20 protein-coding genes and 1 pseudogene are annotated in these 19,881 nt (G+C 59.8%); 11 read left to right on the forward strand and 10 right to left on the reverse strand.

Translation table 11 applies throughout. The features are described from left to right. Nucleotides 1-17: 17 nt before the first annotated feature. The 3 genes from HDIA_RS08425 (at nt 18) to HDIA_RS08435 (ending at nt 2,578) form a co-directional block, all read left to right on the forward strand. Nucleotides 18-395 carry a helix-turn-helix domain-containing protein gene (locus tag HDIA_RS08425; RefSeq protein ID WP_048648545.1) on the forward strand — a complete coding sequence of 126 codons (378 nt, stop codon included), beginning with the start codon at nt 18-20 and terminating at the stop codon, nt 393-395. Further along, nucleotides 395-1,627: a type II toxin-antitoxin system HipA family toxin gene (locus tag HDIA_RS08430; protein WP_099555766.1), complete on the forward strand. Its 1,233-nt coding sequence runs from the start codon at nt 395-397 to the stop codon at nt 1,625-1,627. Before HDIA_RS08425 ends, HDIA_RS08430 begins: the two co-directional genes overlap by 1 nt. Before the next feature lie 187 nt (nt 1,628-1,814). Further along, a protein-coding gene (locus HDIA_RS08435; RefSeq protein ID WP_099555767.1) for an IS5 family transposase occupies nt 1,815-2,578 on the forward strand; the annotation gives its coding sequence in 2 pieces (ribosomal slippage) (nt 1,815-2,133 and nt 2,133-2,578; 765 coding nt in all). Nucleotides 2,579-2,608: 30 nt separating this feature from the next. On the opposite strand, the gene HDIA_RS08440 is transcribed toward HDIA_RS08435, so the two are convergent. The 7 genes from HDIA_RS08440 to HDIA_RS08470 form a co-directional block, all read right to left on the reverse strand. Then, nucleotides 2,609-3,613 carry a tetratricopeptide repeat protein gene (locus tag HDIA_RS08440; protein ID WP_099555768.1) on the reverse strand — a complete coding sequence of 335 codons (1,005 nt, stop codon included), beginning with the start codon at nt 3,611-3,613 and terminating at the stop codon, nt 2,609-2,611. A gap of 55 nt (nt 3,614-3,668) precedes the next feature. After that, a complete protein-coding gene (locus HDIA_RS08445) occupies nt 3,669-4,751 on the reverse strand; it encodes a DUF4365 domain-containing protein (protein ID WP_099555769.1) in 1,083 nt (360 codons plus the stop codon). After that, a complete protein-coding gene (locus HDIA_RS08450) occupies nt 4,721-5,638 on the reverse strand; it encodes an HNH endonuclease (RefSeq protein WP_099555770.1) in 918 nt (305 codons plus the stop codon). The genes HDIA_RS08445 and HDIA_RS08450 overlap by 31 nt, the downstream gene beginning before the upstream one ends. Before the next feature lie 123 nt (nt 5,639-5,761). Beyond that, nucleotides 5,762-8,053 (reverse strand): AAA family ATPase, encoded by a 2,292-nt coding sequence (locus tag HDIA_RS08455; RefSeq protein WP_099555771.1) that lies wholly within the window; start codon nt 8,051-8,053, stop codon nt 5,762-5,764. 199 nt (nt 8,054-8,252) lie between these two features. Then, the gene (locus tag HDIA_RS08460) at nt 8,253-9,317 is read right to left on the reverse strand and encodes a BsuBI/PstI family type II restriction endonuclease (RefSeq protein ID WP_099555772.1); all 1,065 of its coding nucleotides are present in this window, start codon (nt 9,315-9,317) and stop codon (nt 8,253-8,255) included. Then, nucleotides 9,314-11,104 (reverse strand): HsdM family class I SAM-dependent methyltransferase, encoded by a 1,791-nt coding sequence (locus HDIA_RS08465; protein WP_099555773.1) that lies wholly within the window; start codon nt 11,102-11,104, stop codon nt 9,314-9,316. The genes HDIA_RS08460 and HDIA_RS08465 overlap by 4 nt, the downstream gene beginning before the upstream one ends. Further along, the gene (locus HDIA_RS08470) at nt 11,101-11,673 is read right to left on the reverse strand and encodes a recombinase family protein (protein WP_099558779.1); all 573 of its coding nucleotides are present in this window, start codon (nt 11,671-11,673) and stop codon (nt 11,101-11,103) included. Before HDIA_RS08470 ends, HDIA_RS08465 begins: the two co-directional genes overlap by 4 nt. A 134-nt stretch (nt 11,674-11,807) precedes the next feature. Between HDIA_RS08470 and HDIA_RS25850 the strand changes: the two are divergent. Further along, nucleotides 11,808-12,077, forward strand: a pseudogene (locus HDIA_RS25850) (transposase); the annotation flags it as partial. Nucleotides 12,078-12,274: 197 nt separating this feature from the next. Here the strand turns inward: HDIA_RS25850 and HDIA_RS08480 are convergent. Together HDIA_RS08480 and HDIA_RS08485 are read right to left on the reverse strand one after the other, a co-directional pair. Further along, on the reverse strand, nt 12,275-13,177 hold the full coding sequence (locus HDIA_RS08480; RefSeq protein WP_099555775.1) for an ImmA/IrrE family metallo-endopeptidase: 903 nt from the start codon (nt 13,175-13,177) through the stop codon (nt 12,275-12,277). Further along, nucleotides 13,174-13,734: a helix-turn-helix domain-containing protein gene (locus HDIA_RS08485; RefSeq protein WP_342748122.1), complete on the reverse strand. Its 561-nt coding sequence runs from the start codon at nt 13,732-13,734 to the stop codon at nt 13,174-13,176. Before HDIA_RS08485 ends, HDIA_RS08480 begins: the two co-directional genes overlap by 4 nt. Here HDIA_RS08485 and HDIA_RS08490 point away from each other — a divergent pair. The 7 genes from HDIA_RS08490 to HDIA_RS08520 all read left to right on the forward strand — a co-directional run bounded on the left by HDIA_RS08490 (nt 13,636) and on the right by HDIA_RS08520 (nt 18,126). Then, complete coding sequence (locus tag HDIA_RS08490; RefSeq protein ID WP_099555776.1) at nt 13,636-13,875, forward strand: DUF2188 domain-containing protein; 240 nt, start codon at nt 13,636-13,638, stop codon at nt 13,873-13,875. The two genes, HDIA_RS08485 and HDIA_RS08490, sit on opposite strands and share 99 nt — an antisense overlap. An 83-nt stretch (nt 13,876-13,958) precedes the next feature. Next, the gene (locus tag HDIA_RS08495) at nt 13,959-14,882 is read left to right on the forward strand and encodes an AAA family ATPase (protein WP_099555777.1); all 924 of its coding nucleotides are present in this window, start codon (nt 13,959-13,961) and stop codon (nt 14,880-14,882) included. After that, nucleotides 14,879-15,355, forward strand: coding sequence for a hypothetical protein (locus tag HDIA_RS08500; RefSeq protein WP_099555778.1), 477 nt, complete (start codon nt 14,879-14,881; stop codon nt 15,353-15,355). Before HDIA_RS08495 ends, HDIA_RS08500 begins: the two co-directional genes overlap by 4 nt. Beyond that, on the forward strand, nt 15,352-15,852 hold the full coding sequence (locus HDIA_RS08505; RefSeq protein WP_099555779.1) for an HORMA domain containing protein: 501 nt from the start codon (nt 15,352-15,354) through the stop codon (nt 15,850-15,852). Before HDIA_RS08500 ends, HDIA_RS08505 begins: the two co-directional genes overlap by 4 nt. Beyond that, nucleotides 15,852-16,748, forward strand: coding sequence for a CBASS oligonucleotide cyclase (locus HDIA_RS08510; protein ID WP_099555780.1), 897 nt, complete (start codon nt 15,852-15,854; stop codon nt 16,746-16,748). The genes HDIA_RS08505 and HDIA_RS08510 overlap by 1 nt, the downstream gene beginning before the upstream one ends. Nucleotides 16,749-16,781: 33 nt before the next feature. Continuing rightward, on the forward strand, nt 16,782-17,507 hold the full coding sequence (gene nucC / locus HDIA_RS08515) for a CBASS effector endonuclease NucC (RefSeq protein WP_099555781.1): 726 nt from the start codon (nt 16,782-16,784) through the stop codon (nt 17,505-17,507). A 16-nt stretch (nt 17,508-17,523) separates the two neighbouring features. Then, nucleotides 17,524-18,126, forward strand: coding sequence for a hypothetical protein (locus tag HDIA_RS08520; RefSeq protein ID WP_099558780.1), 603 nt, complete (start codon nt 17,524-17,526; stop codon nt 18,124-18,126). Nucleotides 18,127-19,013: 887 nt separating this feature from the next. Here the strand turns inward: HDIA_RS08520 and HDIA_RS08525 are convergent. Next, nucleotides 19,014-19,865: an SDR family oxidoreductase gene (locus tag HDIA_RS08525; RefSeq protein ID WP_099555782.1), complete on the reverse strand. Its 852-nt coding sequence runs from the start codon at nt 19,863-19,865 to the stop codon at nt 19,014-19,016. Nucleotides 19,866-19,881: the final 16 nt, after the last annotated feature.

Here is a 19,881-nt window from a genome sequence, read left to right on the forward strand (position 1 = left end):
AAATATGGATGATTGATATGGGTTCCCCCAAGGCGAAACCAGCACTGGAACGGCTGGGCCAGGATATCCGCAACGCGCGTCTGCGGCGTGGCATCGCCGTGGCGGATCTCGCCGTGCGTGCGGGAACCTCGCCAAGTTCCATCGCCCGCCTTGAACGGGGCGATCCGGGCGTTGCCATCGGAACGCTTGCCGACGTTCTCGTTGTGCTCGGCCTTCTGGAGCGGCTCGCTGACCTGGTCGATATCCGCAAGGACGATCTGGGGCTGGCGCTGGCAGCGGAGCACGGACCGCGCAGGGGCCGCTCCTTCGCGGCAAGGCTGAAAAAGCAGAAGGCTCAGACGGAGGAGACGCAGGATCGGCAGGACGTTGTGGACCCTGACGGGGCTTCCTTCTGATGGCCGATTTCGTCGCCCATGTCGCGCTTGGCGAAGGCCGGACATCGGTGGGCCAGTTGCGTTTCACCCATGCCGGGCCGCGTCAATTCTCGACCTTCGCCTATGGCGCCGAATGGATCGAGAATCCGCGCGCCTTCGCCATACAGCCCGATTTCCCTCTCGAGGCCGGCCCATTTCACGCCTCGGGGCAGCCCGGCAACATGCGCGACGCTTTGGCGGGCGTTTTCGCCGATGCGGCTCCGGACAGTTGGGGACGAAGGCTGCTGGAACGTGCCTATGGCAATGGTCTCAATGAATTCGAGTATCTGACGCTTTCCGACGATGCCTGCCGGCAAGGCGCGTTGCGCTTTCTGGATGACAGAGGTGAGGTCATTCGCGGCAAGGCGGCGGACGCCGTTCCGCGTCTGGTCGATCTCGAAACCATCACGGCGATCGCGCGAGCCTATGAACAAGGCAAGGACATCTCTCCCGAGGAGATGCAGGCGCTGGCTGGCGCTGGTGGTTCCGGCGGCGCGCGCCCCAAAGCCAATGTCAGGGACGGCGATGCGCTGTGGCTGGCGAAGTTCACCTCGGTCCACGATCAACAACCGATCGAGCGCGTCGAGGTCGCGACCCTCCGCTTGGCGGCGGCCTGCGGTATCCGCACGCCCGAGGCACGGCTGGAACTGGCGGACACGCCGTTCCCGGTTGCGCTGATCCGGCGATTCGACCGGCGTGGGGCCGCACGGATTCCTTACATCTCCGCGCGCACCGCGCTCGGCAAGACGGGAGCGGATCTGGGTTCCTATACCGAGATCGTCGATTTCATGCGGTCTAATTCACCTAATCCGTCTGACGATTTCCGCGAACTCTACCGGCGTCTGATCTTCACGATAATCGTATCCAACAAGGACGATCACCTGAAGAACCATGGCTTCCTCTATGTGGGAGCGGGTCAGTGGCGCTTGTCGCCGGTATTCGACGTGAATCCGGCACCGGATCGCAACCCGCATCTCGAGACTGCGATCCTTGAGGGCGGGGCCCATGATCGGTCGATCATCCTCGCCCTGGAAGCCTGCGAGTTTTTCGAGATCGCCGAGGCGGAGGCACGAGAGATCATCCGGACAACGGCGCAGCGTGTTTCGGACGGATGGAGGGAAGCCTTCAGACAGGTTGGCGTCTCCGGCGCGTTGGCGCGCGACTACGAGGCTGCATTCGTCGGCGCTGAAATAGAAACAGCCTGCACTCTTTAAGTCATATTTGGCGAGTTATCGCAGATTATTTGTCAAATATGATTTTCTGATAATCGACCCGCCTCATGAAGTATGTTGCGCCGCTTCGGTGGTGTCGGATGAACCCGAGAATAAGGAAGCTAGGCTCAGGACCCATTAATTTGCATTGATGCGTGATATGTGATTCAGGGTGGCAAAGGAGTTTGCCATGCCTGATTTGTTTCTGCTCTCGCCTTCCCAGATGTCGAAGATCGAGCCATTCTTTCCGAAGTCGCACGGGGTGCCTCGTGTGGATGATCGCCGGATTGTGTCGGGCATCATCTATGTGCTGAAGCATGGCCTCCAATGGAAAGATGCCCCAAAGGGGTATGGCCCTCACAAGACGCTCTACAACCGCTTTCGCCGCTGGACCGAATTGGGCGTGTTCGATAGGATTTTCAGTCACTTGGCAGCGAGTGGCGGCGCTCCGGACACGCTGATGATCGACGCGACGCATCTGAAGGCTCACCGGACAGCGTCAAGCCTTTTAAAAGGGGGCTTCTTCCCCGCCACATTGGCCGCACAAAGGGTGGACTGAACACCAAACTGCATGCTGTGTGCGATGGCGAAGGCCGACCGCTCGCGATGTGCCTGACGGCGGGACAGGTTTCTGATCACGTCGGGGCCAAGATCCTCTATCCGGTCCTGCCTGAGGGCGGCAGTGCGACAATGATTGCCGACAAGGGATACGATTCCGACGAGTATCGCGCCGCGCTCCAAGCCAAAGGCATCGCGTCCTGCATACCGCCGCGCAAGGGCCGAAAGGCACCTGCCGAATTCTGCAAAACCCAATACAAACAACGCCATAAGATCGAGAACATGTTCGGGCGCCTGAAAGACTGGCGGCGCATTGCTACCCGTTACGACCGCCGCGCTGACGTCTTCATGGCAGCAATTACAATCGCAGCCATCGTCACTTGGTGGATTCAATGAGTCCTGAGCCTAGGTACCGTATTCACGGCTTCAAAAACGTGTGCGTTGATATAGCCATGGTTGGATTGGGCACCCATGACGGTCGGCTTTCTTCCGAACGATCTCCGCCGAAAGCACGTCGTCGATCCGCGCGCGTGCTGCCTCCTCTTTCAAGCCCAGCATTTGTCGTTTTTCAAAGTCGTGCTCCCATAACAGCGCCTCCTGGCATTCAAGGACGGCGGCCCTTTCGGCGAGGACTTTCGGATGCGTATGCAGCCAGCGTACAAAGGCCATAGCATCCGGTGTTCGCTGCCATAGGTCGCCACATTGATTCAGATAGTCCCGAGCCGTTTCCGGTTCGGCAAGGTTCGAGCCGTGCCAGATCGCAAGCGCCGGCGGCTCGGGGTTCCCTGACAACATCTCGGCGACATAGCCGTTCGCGACAAAACCATGGCGCAGCTTGGTCGCGGCAGAGACGTGATTACCGGCCTTCAGGTGCAACAGGGCATGCTCATAGTGAAAAGGCGGGTAGTGGGCGGCTTCATCCGTGAAAATGCGTTCGGCCTTTGCCGTTTCTCCGGCGCGAAGATATTCCGGACCAATCAGGTAGCGGATGCCCTGATTGTCGTTGGGATTCCAGGCAAGCATCCTCTCCATCAGTCGCAGAGCGTTCTTGCGTTGGCCAAGCCGGAGCTGCGACAGGACGACGCCATGTGCCGCGCGCAGAAAGGGGCGATTTTCCAGGAAGCCCCATTCGATCGAACCGGCGTAACCGGCGGGGATCGCACGCTCACCTGCTTCCAAACCCTGAAGGCAGGCTTGGAGTGCAAGCTTGGGTTTGCCTTCCTCCATGAGCGCATGGCCCAGATGGGCATGGCCATCGATGAAGTGGGGGTGACGATCGACGAGCGACTTTAGCATCTTGAGGTACTTTGAAGGCGCGAGCGTCCCGCCGTCGCGCTGTTCAAGCGCATCATCCAGTTCCTCGACGATCCGATCATAGTCATCGCCATGACGGAAAACACCGCCGTCATCGAAGATTTCAAGAGTGATCATAGAGTATATTCCAGAATTGGAGGCTATGCTGAGCGCGGTACATTTGCAGGAGAAATCAAAGTTGAGGCGGATCAACTGAAACCGGACGTTTCCGTAGCCATAGCGACCACCATTGTGGATCATCAGTATGAATGGCTAGCAGTAAAGTAGCGTGGTTCCTGATCTCGTCTGAGATGTTGCCGTCGTTGGCGATCTCGCAAAGGATTTTCAAGCCATCAATCAGAGAGGGGATAATTGCGAACAGTCCATAACCGGAAGAGCCGCGTTCAAATCCCCGATCATCCACAAAATGCAGGAGCGCAACTACCTCTGCCTTCCCGAAGCTCATTACCTCGGCCTGACGCGGGCTGCGGATGGACCATGGAACCTCGTCGCTAAAATATCCCTCGTCCGCATGGCCCATAATGCGGACAAGACCGCGATACACGGAAAAGGACGCATTGGAGCCACGTCGGCGAAATTCTCGGAAAATGGCCTCCCATGTCTCGGTTTCCCGACGGAAGCGTGCGAGAAGCACCCGCGTGCCGAGGTCGTGGGTCCCAGAATCCGCGTCTACCGCCCAGGCTAAAGCTGTCTCAAGATTTATCCGCGGCGGTTCGCCGAGAAGTGTAGGTAGCAAGACCTTCTCAAACCCGTGTCCATCGAACCTATTCCAATCCTGCTTCGAAAAGGTCACGGTTTTGCCGGCGGTTCCGGAACTGTGCGAACGGGCTTCCTCCCTCAGATCCACCCACCAAGCACACTCGGCATCAGGATCGTAGACAACGCCGAGAGTGGTGAACGGATGCCGCGCCCAGAAAGTGAGCTGCGCTCTGGTCGCTGAAAACTTACAGGTCTTCGCCCGGCAGAAGCTCCGACCGGCCTTAATCTGTAGCGCGATCTCCATTGGAGTGACTTCCTCGTCGTCCACGAGGAGGACGAAGGCGTCGTGGCCATAATCACTGGCGCGGTCGATCTCTTTGAAAACGCAGTTTGCGTCTTCCACCACCGTGCGAACATGGGCTACGCCTTTGCGCTCGATAGCGTTTGTGCGCTTGCGAATGGGCAGCCTGCGTTGCTTTCCGGGCGCGCTAGCGCTTCTCACTTGACCTGTCTTCGATACCCGCTTCATCCGAGAAACCGATTGTTCTGATGCCATTCAAGCGCCTCCGCAGAGGGGCGGGCGTCAATCTGCTCAGGTTGAATAAGACGCTGACCATGAAGTTCATAGTAATGTCGACCGTTGTCGAAATCCTCCTTTAAGCGCCGCCCCACTTCAAACCGACCATCTGTTGTGGCCGTAACATATCCAAGATCAAAAAGACGGTGTATGTCCGTGCGCAAAAGCATTCCATTGTTCAGCTCGTGGGATCCTCCCTCCGAGAAGGCTCGAATGTGGGCAGCATCGAGAATCGGCAAAGTCTTCTCGCCTGTCACGGCACACCTTCGTTCATAGCTGTCGGTCACCGCGATGCGGAACGTTCCCTGACCGAGGCGCGGTGCGACGAGCCGAGGAGGTCCGAAACGGACAATCTCGTCCGATGTTGAGAGCTGTCGCGCAGCAAGGCGGATCTGAATCGCGTCCCACAAACCTCGCCCCTCGGGTTCATCGGTATCGAATCCCTTGCCCACAACAATGCTGGGCGCCCAGGACTCCGGAACAGGGATCCAGTCCTCTGGCGGAAAAAAGAAGGGCTGCTCCAGAAGTCGGCAACCAATTTGGGGATCGGCTCGCGGATCGAAAGGCTCACGCCGGTAACGAGCAACGCGCTCGCGCATCTGCAGCAGGGAGCTTGCACCGTTTGACTCGCCAAAAGCCTCCCAAGCCAGCGATGTGGGTGCGAGCGAGGCGTGGGCAAATATTCCCCCACCAACAATGAAGTTGTTCGGGCTGTGCAGCTTGAACAGGAAGAGCTCACCGGAGCGAAGCGCGCGGAATTTAGTGCGTCCGCTCGGCTGCCAGAAATTAACTTCCTCGATTCCTGGCCGACGGGAGAGGTAATCATACCAGTCTCTATCGGTCATGCCGACGAATAGCTTGACCATTACCGCTCGTCACTCCACGCCGCCCGCGTTCCTGTCGGACTCTCGATTTCGGCAAGAATGACTTTAGTGAGCCACTCCTGCATTGCCGCGACATCCCACACGTCGATCGTCATCGCCATCTATCTACCCGCGCTTCGCGAACGCGAGCACACGCGTGCAGAAGTGCGTGAGTTCTTGGTCGTTGATCGCCTCGGTTTCGTAGGCTGCATTTGTGTCGTGATGGAAGCGGTTGGCGTAGACGAGAATTGCCCGCAGTTCGTCAATATCGGCCTGAACCAAAAGCTCATTCTGCTGCCCGACCCGCTGCTGACAAATTCCGAGGTAAGGTCCGAGCAACATTCCCGGTGGGAATGCCGCTGGATAAGCGACCCGCATGAAGGCTTCTAGGATATGGCGTAGCGCCGCCGCCACCCGGCGCTCTACTGCCGGATCGCCCGCGTTCAAATAGGCGGACACGAGCGCGTGCCGGCGATCATGTTCGGTGATGCAGTCCTGTTTGACGTCCCACGCGGCGAGAGTGGAGCCGGCCCCGTCACGTCTAATGAGGATTGCCTGACGGCCTACCGGATCTGCACCTTCCCAGAGCTGGCATAAGAATGGCTTGGAGTGTGAAAGCACTATCACTTGGCTCACCCGTGCGAGCAACCTGCGCATCTCCTGGACGGTGGTCAGCGCGCGATGTTCGTCCAGGCTCGTCATGGGGTCGTCGATGACGACGATCTTGTGCGCGAGCTGCGGATCTTGGTCGAGCGAGGCGAAGAAGAAGGCGAGCGCGAGGGTGTTGCGGTCGCCGGCGCTAAGAGTGTTGCGGAACGCTGGACCGGCGTCCGAAGTGACCGCTATCGCGACATTGTTGATGACGACGTTGTAGCTGCAAGACGACCCGCCACGCGTGTTGACGGGACTTACGGAGCCTAGCCGGAACCCCGCATTGAAGCGCTGGAGATACGTGTTGATGGCTGCTTCGTAGGCGGGGAAGATGTTTTGACGATAGTTGTCGAGAGCCGTGCGCGCCTGCCTGCGCTGGCCCTCGGTAGCGGTCTTCGCTGCCTTTTCGGCCACATAGTCAGCACAGAACGCGTTGACCGGATCGCTGTGACGGGTCTTGACGGCCTGCAGCCGCGTGAGGTCGGCGGTTAGCGCGGCGAGATTGGCCGCGGCTGCCTGCTCCTTCACGATCGCAATGGGCGCATTGCACGCTTGGAGCGCATTCGAAATCGTGTCGACGACCGTGCGGTGGGCATCATATTCCGTGATCAGCGTGATGGTCTCTTGTGCCAGCTCCGTGCGGTCGAGGGGGGCGGCGGCCTTCGCGCGCAGCGTAGTTAGAACGACCTCCCGCGCGGCGGTCCAGGCGCGCAGGATTGCGGCGGTATCGACGTTCAATTCGGGAACGTCAGTGAAAGCGCTCCAGAATGTGCGGCTCTGGCCTGCAATGCGCACGGCCCTTTCAAATGCTGCCGGCACTTCTTCGCCGTGCGTGGTGTTGATGCCTTGGCCGACGTCGTTGATGGACGCTCTCAAACCCGCATAGGCATCGCTGAAATAAGCCTGGTAGTGGCGGATCACGGGAGAGGCAGCCAGGTCCTGGGCACAGAAGGGACAGACCTGGTGGTCGTGGCCCTCTGACGCCGTCGCGATGCGCGCCATCCCGTCGCCAACCCAAGTCTCGCCGCCCCGGCCTAGGCTGCGTAGATGCGTGCGTACGCGGGCAGCGGCTTCTGCTTCAAGATCAGGAAGTGAACGGGCCAAAAGATCGTTCAGTCCCGCGACGTCGAAGGCAGGCAGAGAGAGCGGCAAGAACTCGGCGTGCTGTCGGATGGCGTCGGCTGACTTCCCGGCGCTGAGATTTCGTTCAGCGACGGCGATCGCCGCGTCGATGTTTTGATCGGCGGGGAGGGCGCAGAAGTCGTCGACACTTAGGTCCCCGCGGGCGGCCGCCGGGATTACGTTGCTCTTTTGGGTGAGGGTTCGATTATGCTCCTCGATCCGCGCAACGTGGACCTGCAGCGTTGCGTTGAGGACGACGCCCTGCGCGCCCAGGATCAGCTCATGGAGATTCTGGCGGTGGCCGGCGGCAATTTCGACGCCCGAGCAGACATTGGCCGCTACGAAAGCGTCGTCGAAGATTGCGATCTCCGGCATCGGGGCTGGCCAGGCGCCGTTTTGAAATTGGATCGGACCGCCTGCAAAGCCGAGTACGACGTGTGGAGGATTAGCGGCGCCTAGTCGGTGTCGTTCCAGAACAAGCTCGGAGGCGCCGGAATTGAGCGAACGGAGGATCGAGGCGAGCGTGGTCTTGCCGCGCCCATTTTCCGCGTAAATAAGCGTAAGTTGCGCGAACGGGAGTTGGGCGCCTGCATTTACCGAGTCGAACTGGCCTATATTTCTCAACAACTGGATACGTTCGAGCAAAGCGGCGTCCCCCCAAGATCACATCGCGTTTCTTCTGGTAACCATTCGGTGAATCTTGTTGGTTTGCCAAGAGGTCCGGACCCCGCATTCCGCAGAAACCCCGGCGTTTGATCTTAGATCAGAGAACGGCGTCCCGCAGGGTCTCCCCAACACGGATCAGGGCCGCCTCGCGACATCACACCAGAGCCACCGGGAAGCTTTAGCTGCCCTCGATCGAGAGCGGCTTTCCGCTGAAGACGATGAGGCTGTCCGGCTCAGAGGCAAACCACGCGTAGCTGCCCCAGGCAAGACTGCTGACCGTCTTGCGGAAGGGCTGTCCCGCACGATCAAGATAGGCGGTCACGAAGGCAACGTGTTCGGATGGAAACCCGGCGCCCTCCGAAATCTGGAGTAGAGCGGTCTTGCGTGCTTCGTTCACCGGCCCATCGGTGTGTACCACCTCGACAAAGATCAGCAGGGGATGGGCGGGACCCAAGTCTACCAGCACAATGTCGGGCAGGCTCTTGTCGGCCGGGATCGTCAGGCCGATTGCTTTGGCCAGTTCGTCATCCCGCGCAACAACCTTGTTGCCGCTTTCGCTCAAGGCGATCACACCAGGCTTCTTGAGGAATTTCGACGCAAAGACCTCGATAACGGCCTTTGAGATGTCCGCGCTGGGACCAGTACTCATCCGGCGTGTTTCGCCGTTCGGAAACGTAACGAGTTCATATTCGCCGCCGCCGGCCGCGCCTTTGCGGACGATGGCGATACGCGCAAGCGCCCCGGCGTTAAGGTGCTTTGTCCGCCAGGCGGCCGCCTTTGCGATGAATGTTGCCTCGTCCAGATCTGGTGTCAGCAGCGCCGCGAAATCGGCTTGCAGCGCGTACCGCCCGGCCGGCGACGTCGTCGATAATCCAGGCCGCTCAATGACAGCGCCGTTCTGGATCAACGCATATCGGATCGTGTCGTCGCGGATCGATTCCCGCGTGTTTACTGCGTACCAGCGGCCCGGCACATCGGCCTTGCTCGGCCGGATCGACGCCTTCGCCCACTCCAGCCGCGCATCGTCGCCGGTCTGGCCGGCCTGTTGGTCGGTCATGCGAGTGACCTGATCCGGGCGTATCCAGTTGTCCGTTCCTTCCACGGCACCAACGTAAATCATAACGAAGATGGTCTTCGCCGAAATCTCCCAAATCGAGCGATCACGGTTTGCCGATCCCTCCGGAAAGATCACCGGTAGCCGGGCATGGATCTCGTTCCAAGGCAGAAGCGGTGGGAGGCTCATGCCTTAAGTCCATAGGCGTCGCGCAGGGCCTTCTCTATTGCGGCTCGCGTCGCGCCCCGACGGACCAATTGCTCGATCGGGGCCATGGCGGAAGCCGGGGGCAGAGGGATGGCTTCCAGCTCGAAGGCGGAAACGGCAACGCTGCCGCTGATGCAGCGGAACACCTGATCAATCGTCTCGCTATTCAGAACGGCAGCGACGGCGGCCGGCGAGACCTTCGGCGCGCCCACCGCGCGCACCATATTGAGGTGGTTCTCGACGACAACGCCGCCATGCGTCTCTATGAATTCCTGCGACAGCTCGGCCGCGATGAGGCGGCGCTGCTGCTCCTTAGCAGTGGTGCGCTGGACCAGCACACAGCTCCGGTCGACAACCAGCCATTCATCGCCCTTTTCAGGTTTGAAGAAGGGAGCATGGTTCTTCTTGTCGGCGCGGAACACGAAACGGCCGTCGGCGGTCACAGCTTCCGCCCAGATGAGGGGATGGAGGCCCCGGCCGGCTCTGGCGCGCATTTGTGGCTTGAAGCGATTCCATACGAGCGGGCCTGTTGAAACCTCATAGCCCCAGTCAGCCAGCCGAGACGGCAGATCTTCGGCCGCGGCGATCAGCGCGACGTGAGCGGGCTCCCGCGGCGCGAGCCAGGGTGCGGTAGCGTCGGCGGGCAGGCCTACCTTGCCGTTCTTGGTGAGCCGCGCCTGCCGCTCGCTGTCGACGTTGAGGTAATGCACTTGGAATCGCGTGCGGGCGCCGCCCTTCTGATAAAGGGCGAGAAGCGTTTCCTGCAGCACGTCTTCAAAGACGCCCTTGCGCGCATGGACGAAGTCGATGGCGACGGGTGGAGCCTCCTCGGCCAGCAATTTCCGGAGCGCTGCGTAATACTGCCCGCCCAGCACGCTCGTCGGCGTGAGGTAAGCGATGACGCCGCCGGGGCGTGTCCATCGCAGCGCTATGTCCGTGAACACGCCATAAAGATTGGCATGGCCGTAAAGGCTACGAGCATAGCGGGCACGCTGCGCGGCCGTCAGCTGTATCCGACCATAGGGCGGATTGCCGACAACGAGGTCGTAGATCGCATGCGCCTGCTCTTCCAGCGTGTCGCAAACCTTGACGAATACAGGCACATCGCGGCCGCTCGCCCATGCGAGGTCGGCAAGAGTGATCTCCAAGGCGGCTTGCGAGAGAGAGGCTGCGTGCGGGTCCAACTCCATGCCGGAAAGGCGGGTGCCGAGCTGTGCGAGGATGAAGGCGGGCTCGCTGCCTGCCAGGCTGGCGCGCATCCTTGCGGCCGCTTCCAGAAGAAAAGCGCCTCCACCGCTGGCGGGATCGAGCACGCGCGCCGTTTTCCAGTCAACCCCGCCCTCTGTTGCCAGATCAAGGAGGCGCTGGGTCAATGCGGCAGGCGTGTAGAACGCCCCGAGGGAGCTGCGCTCCTTGCCGGGCAGGAGGGTCGTGTAGAGGCTAGTCAGGGCATTGCAGCCCTCCGTGATGGGCAGAGCGGCCGCAAGGCGGCCCATGGAGTCGGCTAGTTGCTCCGCCGTGGCGTCCAGCTTGCCTTTCGTATTTGCGAAGGGTGGGCTCAATTTCACCCCCGGCGCGACTTCTTCGGCAAATATTTCCAGTGCGGCGCGCGCGAACCTCGCAGCGTGGCCGGTGCGCCTTGTTTCGGGGATAGTTTCAGACCACGCGCGCGCCATTATCCGCGCACGGGTCAATTCAATACGGATCGGCTCTAGGTCCAGAGCCTTGGGCTCGCGAAGCGGTTTCGGTTTCGACAGCACCACGTTCATGCAGCTTGGCCTCCCCTGGCATGTTGAACGTCGAGTGCGCGATAGAGCGTCGATCGCCCGACCTGCAGTGTGCGGGCAATATCTGCCGGACGCTCGCCAGCCTCCAGCAAGGCGCGCGCGCGTCTCACCTGTTCGGCATTCATCGCCTTTCGGCGCCCGATCTGGACACCACGCATGCGCGCCGCGGCCAGTCCGGCTTTGGTGCGCTCTGCGATCAGCGCCCGTTCAAATTCGGCGAGGGAGCCCATTAGGTGAAACACGCGGCGACCGCCATCGGTCGTCGTGTCGATGTTCTCGGAGAGGGATTGGAAGCCGCAGCCCTTGTCGCCGAGTTCCTGGACAATGGTGATGAGGTGAGAAAGGGAGCGGCCGAGGCGGTCGAGTTTCCAGACCACGAGAACACCGTCCGAGCCGCACTGTTCCAGCGCCTCGTCGAGGCCTGGGCGCTTGGTTGATGTGCCGGAAGTCCGATCCTCAAAAATCTTCCTGCAGCCAGCGAGGCGCAAGGCTCGGCGCTGCTGGTTCAGGTCCTCGTCGTCGGTCGAAGCTCGCACATAGCCTATTTTCATAAGCTTCTTTTGGGACAGAGTTTCGGGACACGCAAGCATCTGAATTCATCCTACCTGCAAACGGTCCCAAAATTGGTCCTTTCCGGGACGGTGTTGCCGTTTAGCAACTCTATCGGAACATAACATGAACACAAGTGGAAATCTACGGCGCAGAGTTAAGTTGCTCTCGTCATCGACCAGCGAAGCTAGGGATTCTTACCCAGCCAGAGTTGTTTATCGCCTTAGAGATCGGAACAAGATCGGCGTTGGCATCACGATGGAGGGACTGCGCAATGCAGACAGAGCAAGCTAAGGCGCATTGCCGAAAACGCATGCAGACCGTTAAACTCGCGTTCGGCATTATCAACAGCGCCATCGGCTTCAGACGCTTCTCTCTGCGTGGTCTGGCGAAAGTCGCCGCCGAGTAGACACTCGTCACCTTGGGTTATAACTGCCGTCGCATGACGACGCTGATGGCGCACCCGTGAACGTGAGACGGCCCGTCTTCTACCCGCATAAATTTGTCAACTCGACAGCCTGCCAGGTCCCCGGTGCGAAAATCACCAGCCATTAGCCAGCGAGCGCTGTGACGCAAATCTTCATCGAGCGCGATACTTCCTCGTCACCATTCGCGCCGGTCAGTCTGGGGCATCATTTTGTCGAAGACATCGGGTTCATCTTCAGATTCAAAGGAAGAGAATGGCCGTGCGTCATCGAGCAGAAGCAGCGAAATCGCGAAATCGTACTGCTCGGCGAACACCGTCATCTCCCGCACAGGTTCTCGGAACCAGACACCGGCCCCATGATCGATAGTCGCCCTGCCATCAATGAGCAGGTCCTGTTTGACGGGAAGCGATGTCGCCGGAATCTCGATCGGTCCTGACGACGTGCGGAAGAACGCACCGGTTTTCAGCGCGGATGGGCTTGAACGGGCCCAAAGAATGAAACCGTCGCGGGATACAACGAGGACCGCTCGCTTCTGCGTATAGCTGAGCCAACGCAATGTCGCAGCGATGAGCGAAACACGATACCGATCCGCGCAATGCGCGATCATGTCGAGATCGACCTTGTCCCTTTCCGGGATCTGGCGGCGGAAGTCATCGAGCGGCATCAGAAAGTTTGCAGCAAACACGTTTGCCTGGTGCTCTACCTGTCCATATTCAGAATCCCAGCGAACCACATCCTGTTCACCGCAGCGGAAGCCATTCGGATACGCCGACCGATGCAGCAGGAAGTGGCCGAACTCGTGAGCCAGGGTGAAGTTGATCCGACCCTTCGAGCTGATCCGGTTGTTGTAGATTATCCCCCAGCCCTTGCGGCCAGCCGGGGCTTTGAATAGCGCACCATCGAAACCCGGCAGATTTTCACCCTGAACGCTAATAATCGGGTCATCTGGAAATCGTTGCACCGTGTATTCCCGTGCCACCGCCGGAATATCGATCGGAAAACGATCCGCCCCGAACACAGCGTTCAGGAGATGAGTAATCTCGAAAGCCCAGCGCTCGGGTGACGGGGCGCGCGTCATTCGTCGTCACCCAACAGGTCAGCCATGCGTCGAATCTTGTCTTTGGTAGCGGCGTCCATTTTTCTGTATTTGCGAAAAAAAGCGTTGTCTGTGGCGTCTTCGACGCCGACCTTCTCGGTCGTGTCGATAAGGTAGTCAGCCGTGACACCGAGAACCGCCGCAATCTTTGCAACCTTATCGGCCGAGGGGCGGGGCGGATTCTTGTTCTCGAGCTCCCAAATGTAGCTTTTGCTCGATTCAGCGAGTTCAGCGAGTTTGTCGAGGGTGTAGCCCTTCGCCTTTCGCAGATCCCGGATCTTGTCGCCTAGTGGCGTCGACACGTCATGCTCTCCATACTCCAAATCATCTCTGTTCAGAGTAGCGATATATGTGGTCCTTGACAACGCGCATTTCGCCTCCCATATTAAGTTCGGAGTAGCGGTATTTTTTATTTTATCACCCTGAGGAAGGATCAAGATATGGCGGATAAGCGCGGACCAGATACCCATCATGTAGTGCCAAACCACGATGGTGGCTGGGATGTTAAGCGTGGCGGCGGTGAGCGCGCCTCGGGACATTTCGATAGGAAGCAAGATGCAATCGACTACGGCCGGCAGGTGAGCCGCAATCAGGAAACCGAACTGCGCATCCATAACAAGGATGGCCGCATCGGCCAGAGCGACAGCCACGGGCGCGATCCCAATCCGCCGAAGGGCTGACCGCCAACGCCGCGCCTGTCCAGGCGCGGCGTTTTTATGAGGCACATTCAACCACCGCCGCAGGCGGCACGAGGCAAACGAAGATGCAAAAGCTGACGGCGGTGCAGAACGAGGATTTCAACCAACCAAAGGGTATCCAGCGCGCACGCCGGCTTCCCGATCCCGCGCTCGGAGCCTTGTGGAATTCGATCATCCTAGATGAGCGCATGAAGGCCCAGCTCCTCTCGCAGGCGATGCTGAACTTCACGATGCGCGGAAAGGTCGACCGTAGTGTCATTCCGTTACACGGCGTGATTCTGCTGGTCGGGCCGCCCGGAACTGGCAAGACCTCTCTTGCTCGGGGGTTGGCGCATCGTATCGCCGAAACATTTCCGGGCGGCGGGTTCCGCCTGCTCGAAGTCGAGCCGCACGCGCTTACCAGTTCGGCAATGGGCAAGACCCAGCGTGCGGTATCGGAGCTGTTCTCACAGTCGATCGCCGAAGCCGCCGCCGCGGGACCGACGATTGTGCTCCTCGATGAAGTCGAGACGCTTGCCGCCGACCGGTCAAAAATGAGCCTGGAGGCCAATCCGATCGATATCCACCGCGCGACTGACGCTGTGCTCGTTCAGCTCGATGCGCTGGCCGAGCGGCATCCGAACCTGTTGTTCCTTGCCACCAGCAACTTTCCCCAGGCGGTCGATGCGGCCTTCACCTCGCGCTGTGACTTGGTCGTCCATGTGCCGCTGCCCGATCGGGAAGCGTGCGGGCTTATCCTGAAGGATTGCCTGACCGGCCTCAGCAAGACCTACCCGGCGATAGCGAAATTGCCCAACTCGCCGGGTTTCGACCGCTGCGCAGCCGAATGCGTCGGGCTCGACGGACGCGCCATCCGCAAGATGGTGGCCAACGCTTTGGCCAGCAGCCCGCAAACGGCCATGAATCCGGAACGTGTGACGATCGAAGATCTGTTTGCTGCGGCACGGGCCGCCAAGTCGGGCCGTATTTCGGGAGGCAAGGCGTCATGAGCACCGTTGCCAGCCGCACATTCAAGAGCACGCCCGAGCGCGACGCCTCACGGACCTGGACGGCGATCGTCGATCTATTGACTCAGGGCAATGCCGGAGATGCACGGACGGAGCTTCTTGCCGTCTCCGGTGTCGCCGCCAGTGTGATCTCTGATCAGGCGCCGAAGTATGCCGCCATCACGGTGACCTGCGATGGTCCACGCACGCGGATCTATTGCCTCTATGACGATGACGCCATCGAGGGTTCCGGTGCGAACGAAGACGCCCTTGGCTTTGACCCGCTGAAAGGGGACTGGCGGGTGTCGCTGCCTTGCTTGGCTGACGATCTCGCATGGGTCCAGGGCGCGCTCAAGAAGCACAGCACCCGCATCACGGCGCGCGATCTCGATGCGGCTGTCTCCAGCGCCGACGGGGCGGCGACCGCGAAATCACAGACCCTTGTGTTCGATCCGAAAGGGTTTCTGGGCTCATGACCAACGTCGCCGTCAACACTTATACCCACTCTGTCACCTATGTGGCGGACAACATTCTCAAAAGCTTGAAGGATATCATCCGCCTTGTGGGCCTCGATCCAACCGAGTTTGTCGGCGACTGGGAATTGCACATGCGCGGTGTCCAGACCTGGCTGAACACAGGCGACCTCGAAACCGTAAAGCTGGAAATCTACAATCCGAAAACGGACGCGCTGATTTTCCGGTGGGACATCGACATCGCCTACGGCTGGTCCGGCGGCGACGGCAGCTTCTGGACGGATACTGAACAGCTCAAATACGCCATCAGAAAGGCGGGGCTGGTTCCGAGCGAGGCGCGGTATCGACTCCTTCTTCAAAGCAAGCCTGGCCGTCCCGACGTGGCCGGTTGGAGCAAGGCGAGCGGCCGCTCGACGGAGGGCATGGTTCGCCAAAGCCTCGGGACGACCGTCGAGCACAGCGGCCTCGGCGCCAGCACATCTTATCTGAGGAGAGCCTGATGCTCACGATCGACGAAGCGTTTCGCAAATTCAAAAGCCGCCTGGAGTTGAACGATCGAGAGCAGGCAAACGCCTCGGCGCGCCAGAAAGAGGTCCGGGATTATCTCGACACCAAGTTCAAGATCGATCGGAGTTTCCTGACCGGATCCTATGCCCGCTGGACCAAGACGAAGCCGTTGAAGGACGTCGACATATTCTTCGTCTTGAAATCCTCAGAGGATCACTACCGCTCGAAGGCGCCGTCTGTGGTGTTGACCGACTTTCACAATGCCCTCGTCGAAAAATATGGTGACAAGGCCAGGAAGCAGAACCGCTCAATCAACGTCGATTTCGGCGTGAAGGCCGATGCCGAGGACAATACCGATTACCGCGTCATCAGCGTCGATGTCGTCCCTGCGTTCGACAAGGATGACGACTTCGAGATTCCCGACAACGAACTCGGCAAGTGGATTGGGACCAACCCTCAGACCCATGCAGCGGAGGCCACCGCCGCGCACCAGGCCTATTCCAACGAATGGAAGGGACTCGTGCGGATGGTGAAATATTGGAACAATAATCCCAAGCATGGCGAGAAGCCGGTGAAGCCTTCGTTCTTGATCGAAGTGATGGCAATGCAATGCCTTTATGGCGGCTGGGGTGGCAGCTTTGACCGGGAGATCCAGGGATTCTTTGCGACGCTCGCGGCCCGGATCTTCGATGAGTGGCCCGACCCCGCCGGCCTTGGCCCGCCGATCAGCAACGGCATGGACACCGCGCGGAAGACGCGGGCGCGCGATCTTCTGCTCGCGGCAGAACGCGAAGCAACTCTTGCAATCGACCATGTCCGCCGCGGCCGGAACGGCCAGGCGTTGCGCGCCTGGCGTGAATTATTTGGCCCGAAATTTCCGCTGTCGTAACGGTAGCCAACAGAAACTCAGTGAGGTTTGCCGATGTCGGAATGGTCCTTGTCCCAGCTTCTCTCCTCGTTGCATGAAGATATTCAGCAGCGCCTCGCGACCGTCCGGAAATCGTTCAACCATCCGGGGACGAAGGGCGATGCCAGCGAGAATGTCTGGATCAGCATGTTGGAGACGTATTTGCCGAAGCGCTATCAGGCCGCCAAGGCGCATGTGGTCGATAGCTTGGGAAACTTCAGCCAACAGATCGATGTCGTGATCTTCGATCGCCAGTATTCGCCGTTCATCTTCACCTATGAGAACGAGACAATCATCCCGGCCGAAAGCGTCTACGCCGTTTTCGAGGCAAAGCAGACGGCGGACGCTAGCTTGGTCGCCTACGCGCAGGAAAAGATTGCAAGCGTCAGACGCCTCCACCGCACGAGCCTTCCGATTCCATACGCCCACGGCGTCTATCCGGCGAAACCCTTGATCCCGATCCTAGGCGGCCTCCTGACCTTTGAAAGCGAATGGAGCCCCGCGCTCGGAGCCTCATTTGAGAAATCCCTGGTAGCCAATATCGGCGACGGGCGGCTCGATATGGGTTGTGTCGCGTCGCACGGCCATTTCTTCTTCGATCAAGCCGTATCGAGCTATAAGTTCGTCAACGAGAACAAGCCGGCGACGGCGTTCTTGTTCAAGTTGATATCGCAGCTTCAGTTTAGCGGCACCGTACCAATGATCGATGTCGAAGCTTACGGTCAGTGGCTTACGAAATGACTTGATGGGGTTGGCGATGCACTCTCTCACGGACTTCCTAGCCAGCCTGCCTGGCATCATGCCCATTAAGACAAGAAAGCTCGTCCTTGAAGGAGGTGTTCTGTCGAAAGCTGATCGCGCCGATATCTACATGCGCGAAAGGAATTGGCTCGATCTCGTTCTTGAGGTTGGTCCTGATGCGGCCGCGGCGATCCTGTCAGCCTACAAGGACGGACGCCTTCCAATGAAGAGAGGCTGTACGCCAACGAATGCGCCGGAAGCAGAGGCTTATCTTGCCGAAGGAGGCAAACTTAGGGAGCAGCTCGCGGAGAGAAGGAGGAGGGAGCAAGCGGTTAAAAACCCATCGCTCATTCTAGAGCGCGATCTCATGGATCATCGCCTGATCGACAGCGCTTTTATTGCTAACAGTGGCACCGGATCAGGTTCGATGGTGTTGGCGGGCATCACGGTGCATAAGCAGGTCATTGGCTACAAGAGCAACAGCGGGAAGAGCACCGGTTGGCGCGTTCGGTTTGACTGGATAGGATCGGATGGTCAGCCTCGGCACTCCGAGACGGTCCCGCCGGAGGCCGACAATCGACGCAACGACCCTGATCGAAACTGGGGCTTGCATGAATGATGGCGCGACAAAGTGTGGATGGAGCAGGCCAGCTCTTTTGGTTTGCGATGGATGGATCGCTCTAGCGGGGCGTGATAGATTATGTTGACGGTACTTTTTGCGATCGAGTCGAGTGTGCGACCGAACACCGTGAGAGCGAAAATCGGCCGATTGGCTCCGATAGTTGGCGAGACGCCAAAAATATTTTTCCGGCGATTTTGCCTTTAAAATCAAAAGCGTAACTTTTTGACGGCCTCTGCGTCGGCAATTTCTCCCCATCAGAAACCATTTACAAGCAATTTCAATGGGTTGTGTGCCTTTTAACAATCGAGTGGGAGTGAGGGATACAAACGGCGGCAATGGTATCGTTTCGGTGGCGGTTTTCGCCTTCGCGTGATTGCCGTTCTCGTCCGTCTTTCACTCCCATTGAGCTGGCCTACTCCATCTGCCCCGCGGGACCGGTCTGCGCGCACTCTCAGGATGATGCAAACCCGACCCGGTGGGTGGGAGTGCTCTGGCGTGGAATGGTGCGCAAAGGCGAGCCTGCTTTGTGCCCTGGCATCGGTCGCTCAGGAACTTTTGCTTACTCTCAGAAGCTGCCGCTATATTTCTGACAGTTTGACCTAAGGCAGATCTCGGAGACGAACAGGCCAGTATTGCCGAGCGTTTTGTACTTCATCGCGCATTCCCATGGATTGAGAGGAAGGGGCTCCGACATATCAAGTCGAGAGTTGGCGGCGCGAGACCCTCTGCCGATGCATCCGTGTGCCAGAGCGGGCCGCGCGTCCACACGTCGCCGTGACATTGCCAAGGACAGCCTGGGTGTCGCTCTCGTCCCGGCGATGCGGCGATGCGGCGATGCGGCGATGCGGCGATGCGCCCGTTGGTCATCGGCGGGTGGCTTTCCGTCACCCCAGCCCGCCGTTTGCGAATACGATCTGAGCGTCGATCCAGGCGCCGTCCTGCGAACAAAGAAGCGCGATGACGCCGGCGATGTCTTCCGGCAGGCCCAGGCGACCGAGGGGGGTCTGTTCGGGAATTCCGCGGAGCGCTTCTTCGCCGTGCTGACGGAGGAGCTGCGTGTCGACGGCGCCAGGCGCCACCGCGTTGACCGAGATGTTGCGACCGGCCAGCTCCTTCGCAAGGACGCTGGAAAAGAGCATCTGGGCGCTTTTTGTGGCGGCGTACGCGCCCGTGGCCGGGGGGGGCGTCTTGATGATGCTGGAGCTCAGGCTGATAATCCGGCCGCCGTCACGCGTCCGTCGCGCCGCCTCGCGCAGCACGTTGAAGCTGCCTTTGACATTGGTGGCCATCATTCGATCGAAGGCCGCGTCCGTCATCTGGGCAAAGGGGCCGACATTCATGATGCCAGCGTTGTTGACCACGACATCAACCCCGCCGAACGCCTCGTCGTTGGCGTCGAATAGAGCCTTGACCGCTGCGGGATCGGCGACGTCGGCCTGGCGAACGATGGCGCGCCCCCCAGCCGCCTCGATGTCGGCCACGACGCGGTCGGCGAGATCACGGTTCGTGAGGTAGTTCACGGTCACGGCAAAGCCATCGCGCGCCAGACGCTTGGCGGTGGCAGCGCCGATGCCCCGCGACGAGCCGGTGACGACAGCTGCCCTGCCGGCGCCGGGGAGAGTGGATGGGCCGACCGTGGCTGCCTGGGTCGAAGCCGTGCTTCCCATGGCGAGAGTCGCGGGAGCGGCCGCCGCGAGGGCCATGAAGGTGCGGCGTGAGGTATCGGCATCGGACATTCTGATGGTTCCTTTC

Source organism: Hartmannibacter diazotrophicus, assembly GCF_900231165.1.
Taxonomy (GTDB): domain Bacteria; phylum Pseudomonadota; class Alphaproteobacteria; order Rhizobiales; family Pleomorphomonadaceae; genus Hartmannibacter; species Hartmannibacter diazotrophicus.

What these genes read in the sequence shown, in the direction of transcription:
- HDIA_RS08525 (WP_099555782.1), bottom strand. Translation starts at nt 19,865, where the DNA reads ATGTCCGATGCCGATACCTCACGCCGCACCTTCATGGCCCTCGCGGCG.
- HDIA_RS08510 (WP_099555780.1), top strand. Translation starts at nt 15,852, where the DNA reads ATGCTCACGATCGACGAAGCGTTTCGCAAATTCAAAAGCCGCCTGGAG.
- HDIA_RS08445 (WP_099555769.1), bottom strand. Translation starts at nt 4,751, where the DNA reads ATGGCATCAGAACAATCGGTTTCTCGGATGAAGCGGGTATCGAAGACA.
- HDIA_RS08480 (WP_099555775.1), bottom strand. Translation starts at nt 13,177, where the DNA reads ATGACGCGCGCCCCGTCACCCGAGCGCTGGGCTTTCGAGATTACTCAT.
- HDIA_RS08440 (WP_099555768.1), bottom strand. Translation starts at nt 3,613, where the DNA reads ATGATCACTCTTGAAATCTTCGATGACGGCGGTGTTTTCCGTCATGGC.
- HDIA_RS08425 (WP_048648545.1), top strand. Translation starts at nt 18, where the DNA reads ATGGGTTCCCCCAAGGCGAAACCAGCACTGGAACGGCTGGGCCAGGAT.
- HDIA_RS08485 (WP_342748122.1), bottom strand. Translation starts at nt 13,734, where the DNA reads ATGTCCCGAGGCGCGCTCACCGCCGCCACGCTTAACATCCCAGCCACC.
- HDIA_RS08520 (WP_099558780.1), top strand. Translation starts at nt 17,524, where the DNA reads ATGCACTCTCTCACGGACTTCCTAGCCAGCCTGCCTGGCATCATGCCC.
- HDIA_RS08430 (WP_099555766.1), top strand. Translation starts at nt 395, where the DNA reads ATGGCCGATTTCGTCGCCCATGTCGCGCTTGGCGAAGGCCGGACATCG.
- HDIA_RS08505 (WP_099555779.1), top strand. Translation starts at nt 15,352, where the DNA reads ATGACCAACGTCGCCGTCAACACTTATACCCACTCTGTCACCTATGTG.
- HDIA_RS08495 (WP_099555777.1), top strand. Translation starts at nt 13,959, where the DNA reads ATGCAAAAGCTGACGGCGGTGCAGAACGAGGATTTCAACCAACCAAAG.
- HDIA_RS08490 (WP_099555776.1), top strand. Translation starts at nt 13,636, where the DNA reads ATGGCGGATAAGCGCGGACCAGATACCCATCATGTAGTGCCAAACCAC.
- HDIA_RS08460 (WP_099555772.1), bottom strand. Translation starts at nt 9,317, where the DNA reads ATGAGCCTCCCACCGCTTCTGCCTTGGAACGAGATCCATGCCCGGCTA.
- HDIA_RS08465 (WP_099555773.1), bottom strand. Translation starts at nt 11,104, where the DNA reads ATGAACGTGGTGCTGTCGAAACCGAAACCGCTTCGCGAGCCCAAGGCT.
- HDIA_RS08450 (WP_099555770.1), bottom strand. Translation starts at nt 5,638, where the DNA reads ATGGTCAAGCTATTCGTCGGCATGACCGATAGAGACTGGTATGATTAC.
- HDIA_RS08500 (WP_099555778.1), top strand. Translation starts at nt 14,879, where the DNA reads ATGAGCACCGTTGCCAGCCGCACATTCAAGAGCACGCCCGAGCGCGAC.
- HDIA_RS08470 (WP_099558779.1), bottom strand. Translation starts at nt 11,673, where the DNA reads ATGAAAATAGGCTATGTGCGAGCTTCGACCGACGACGAGGACCTGAAC.
- nucC (WP_099555781.1), top strand. Translation starts at nt 16,782, where the DNA reads ATGTCGGAATGGTCCTTGTCCCAGCTTCTCTCCTCGTTGCATGAAGAT.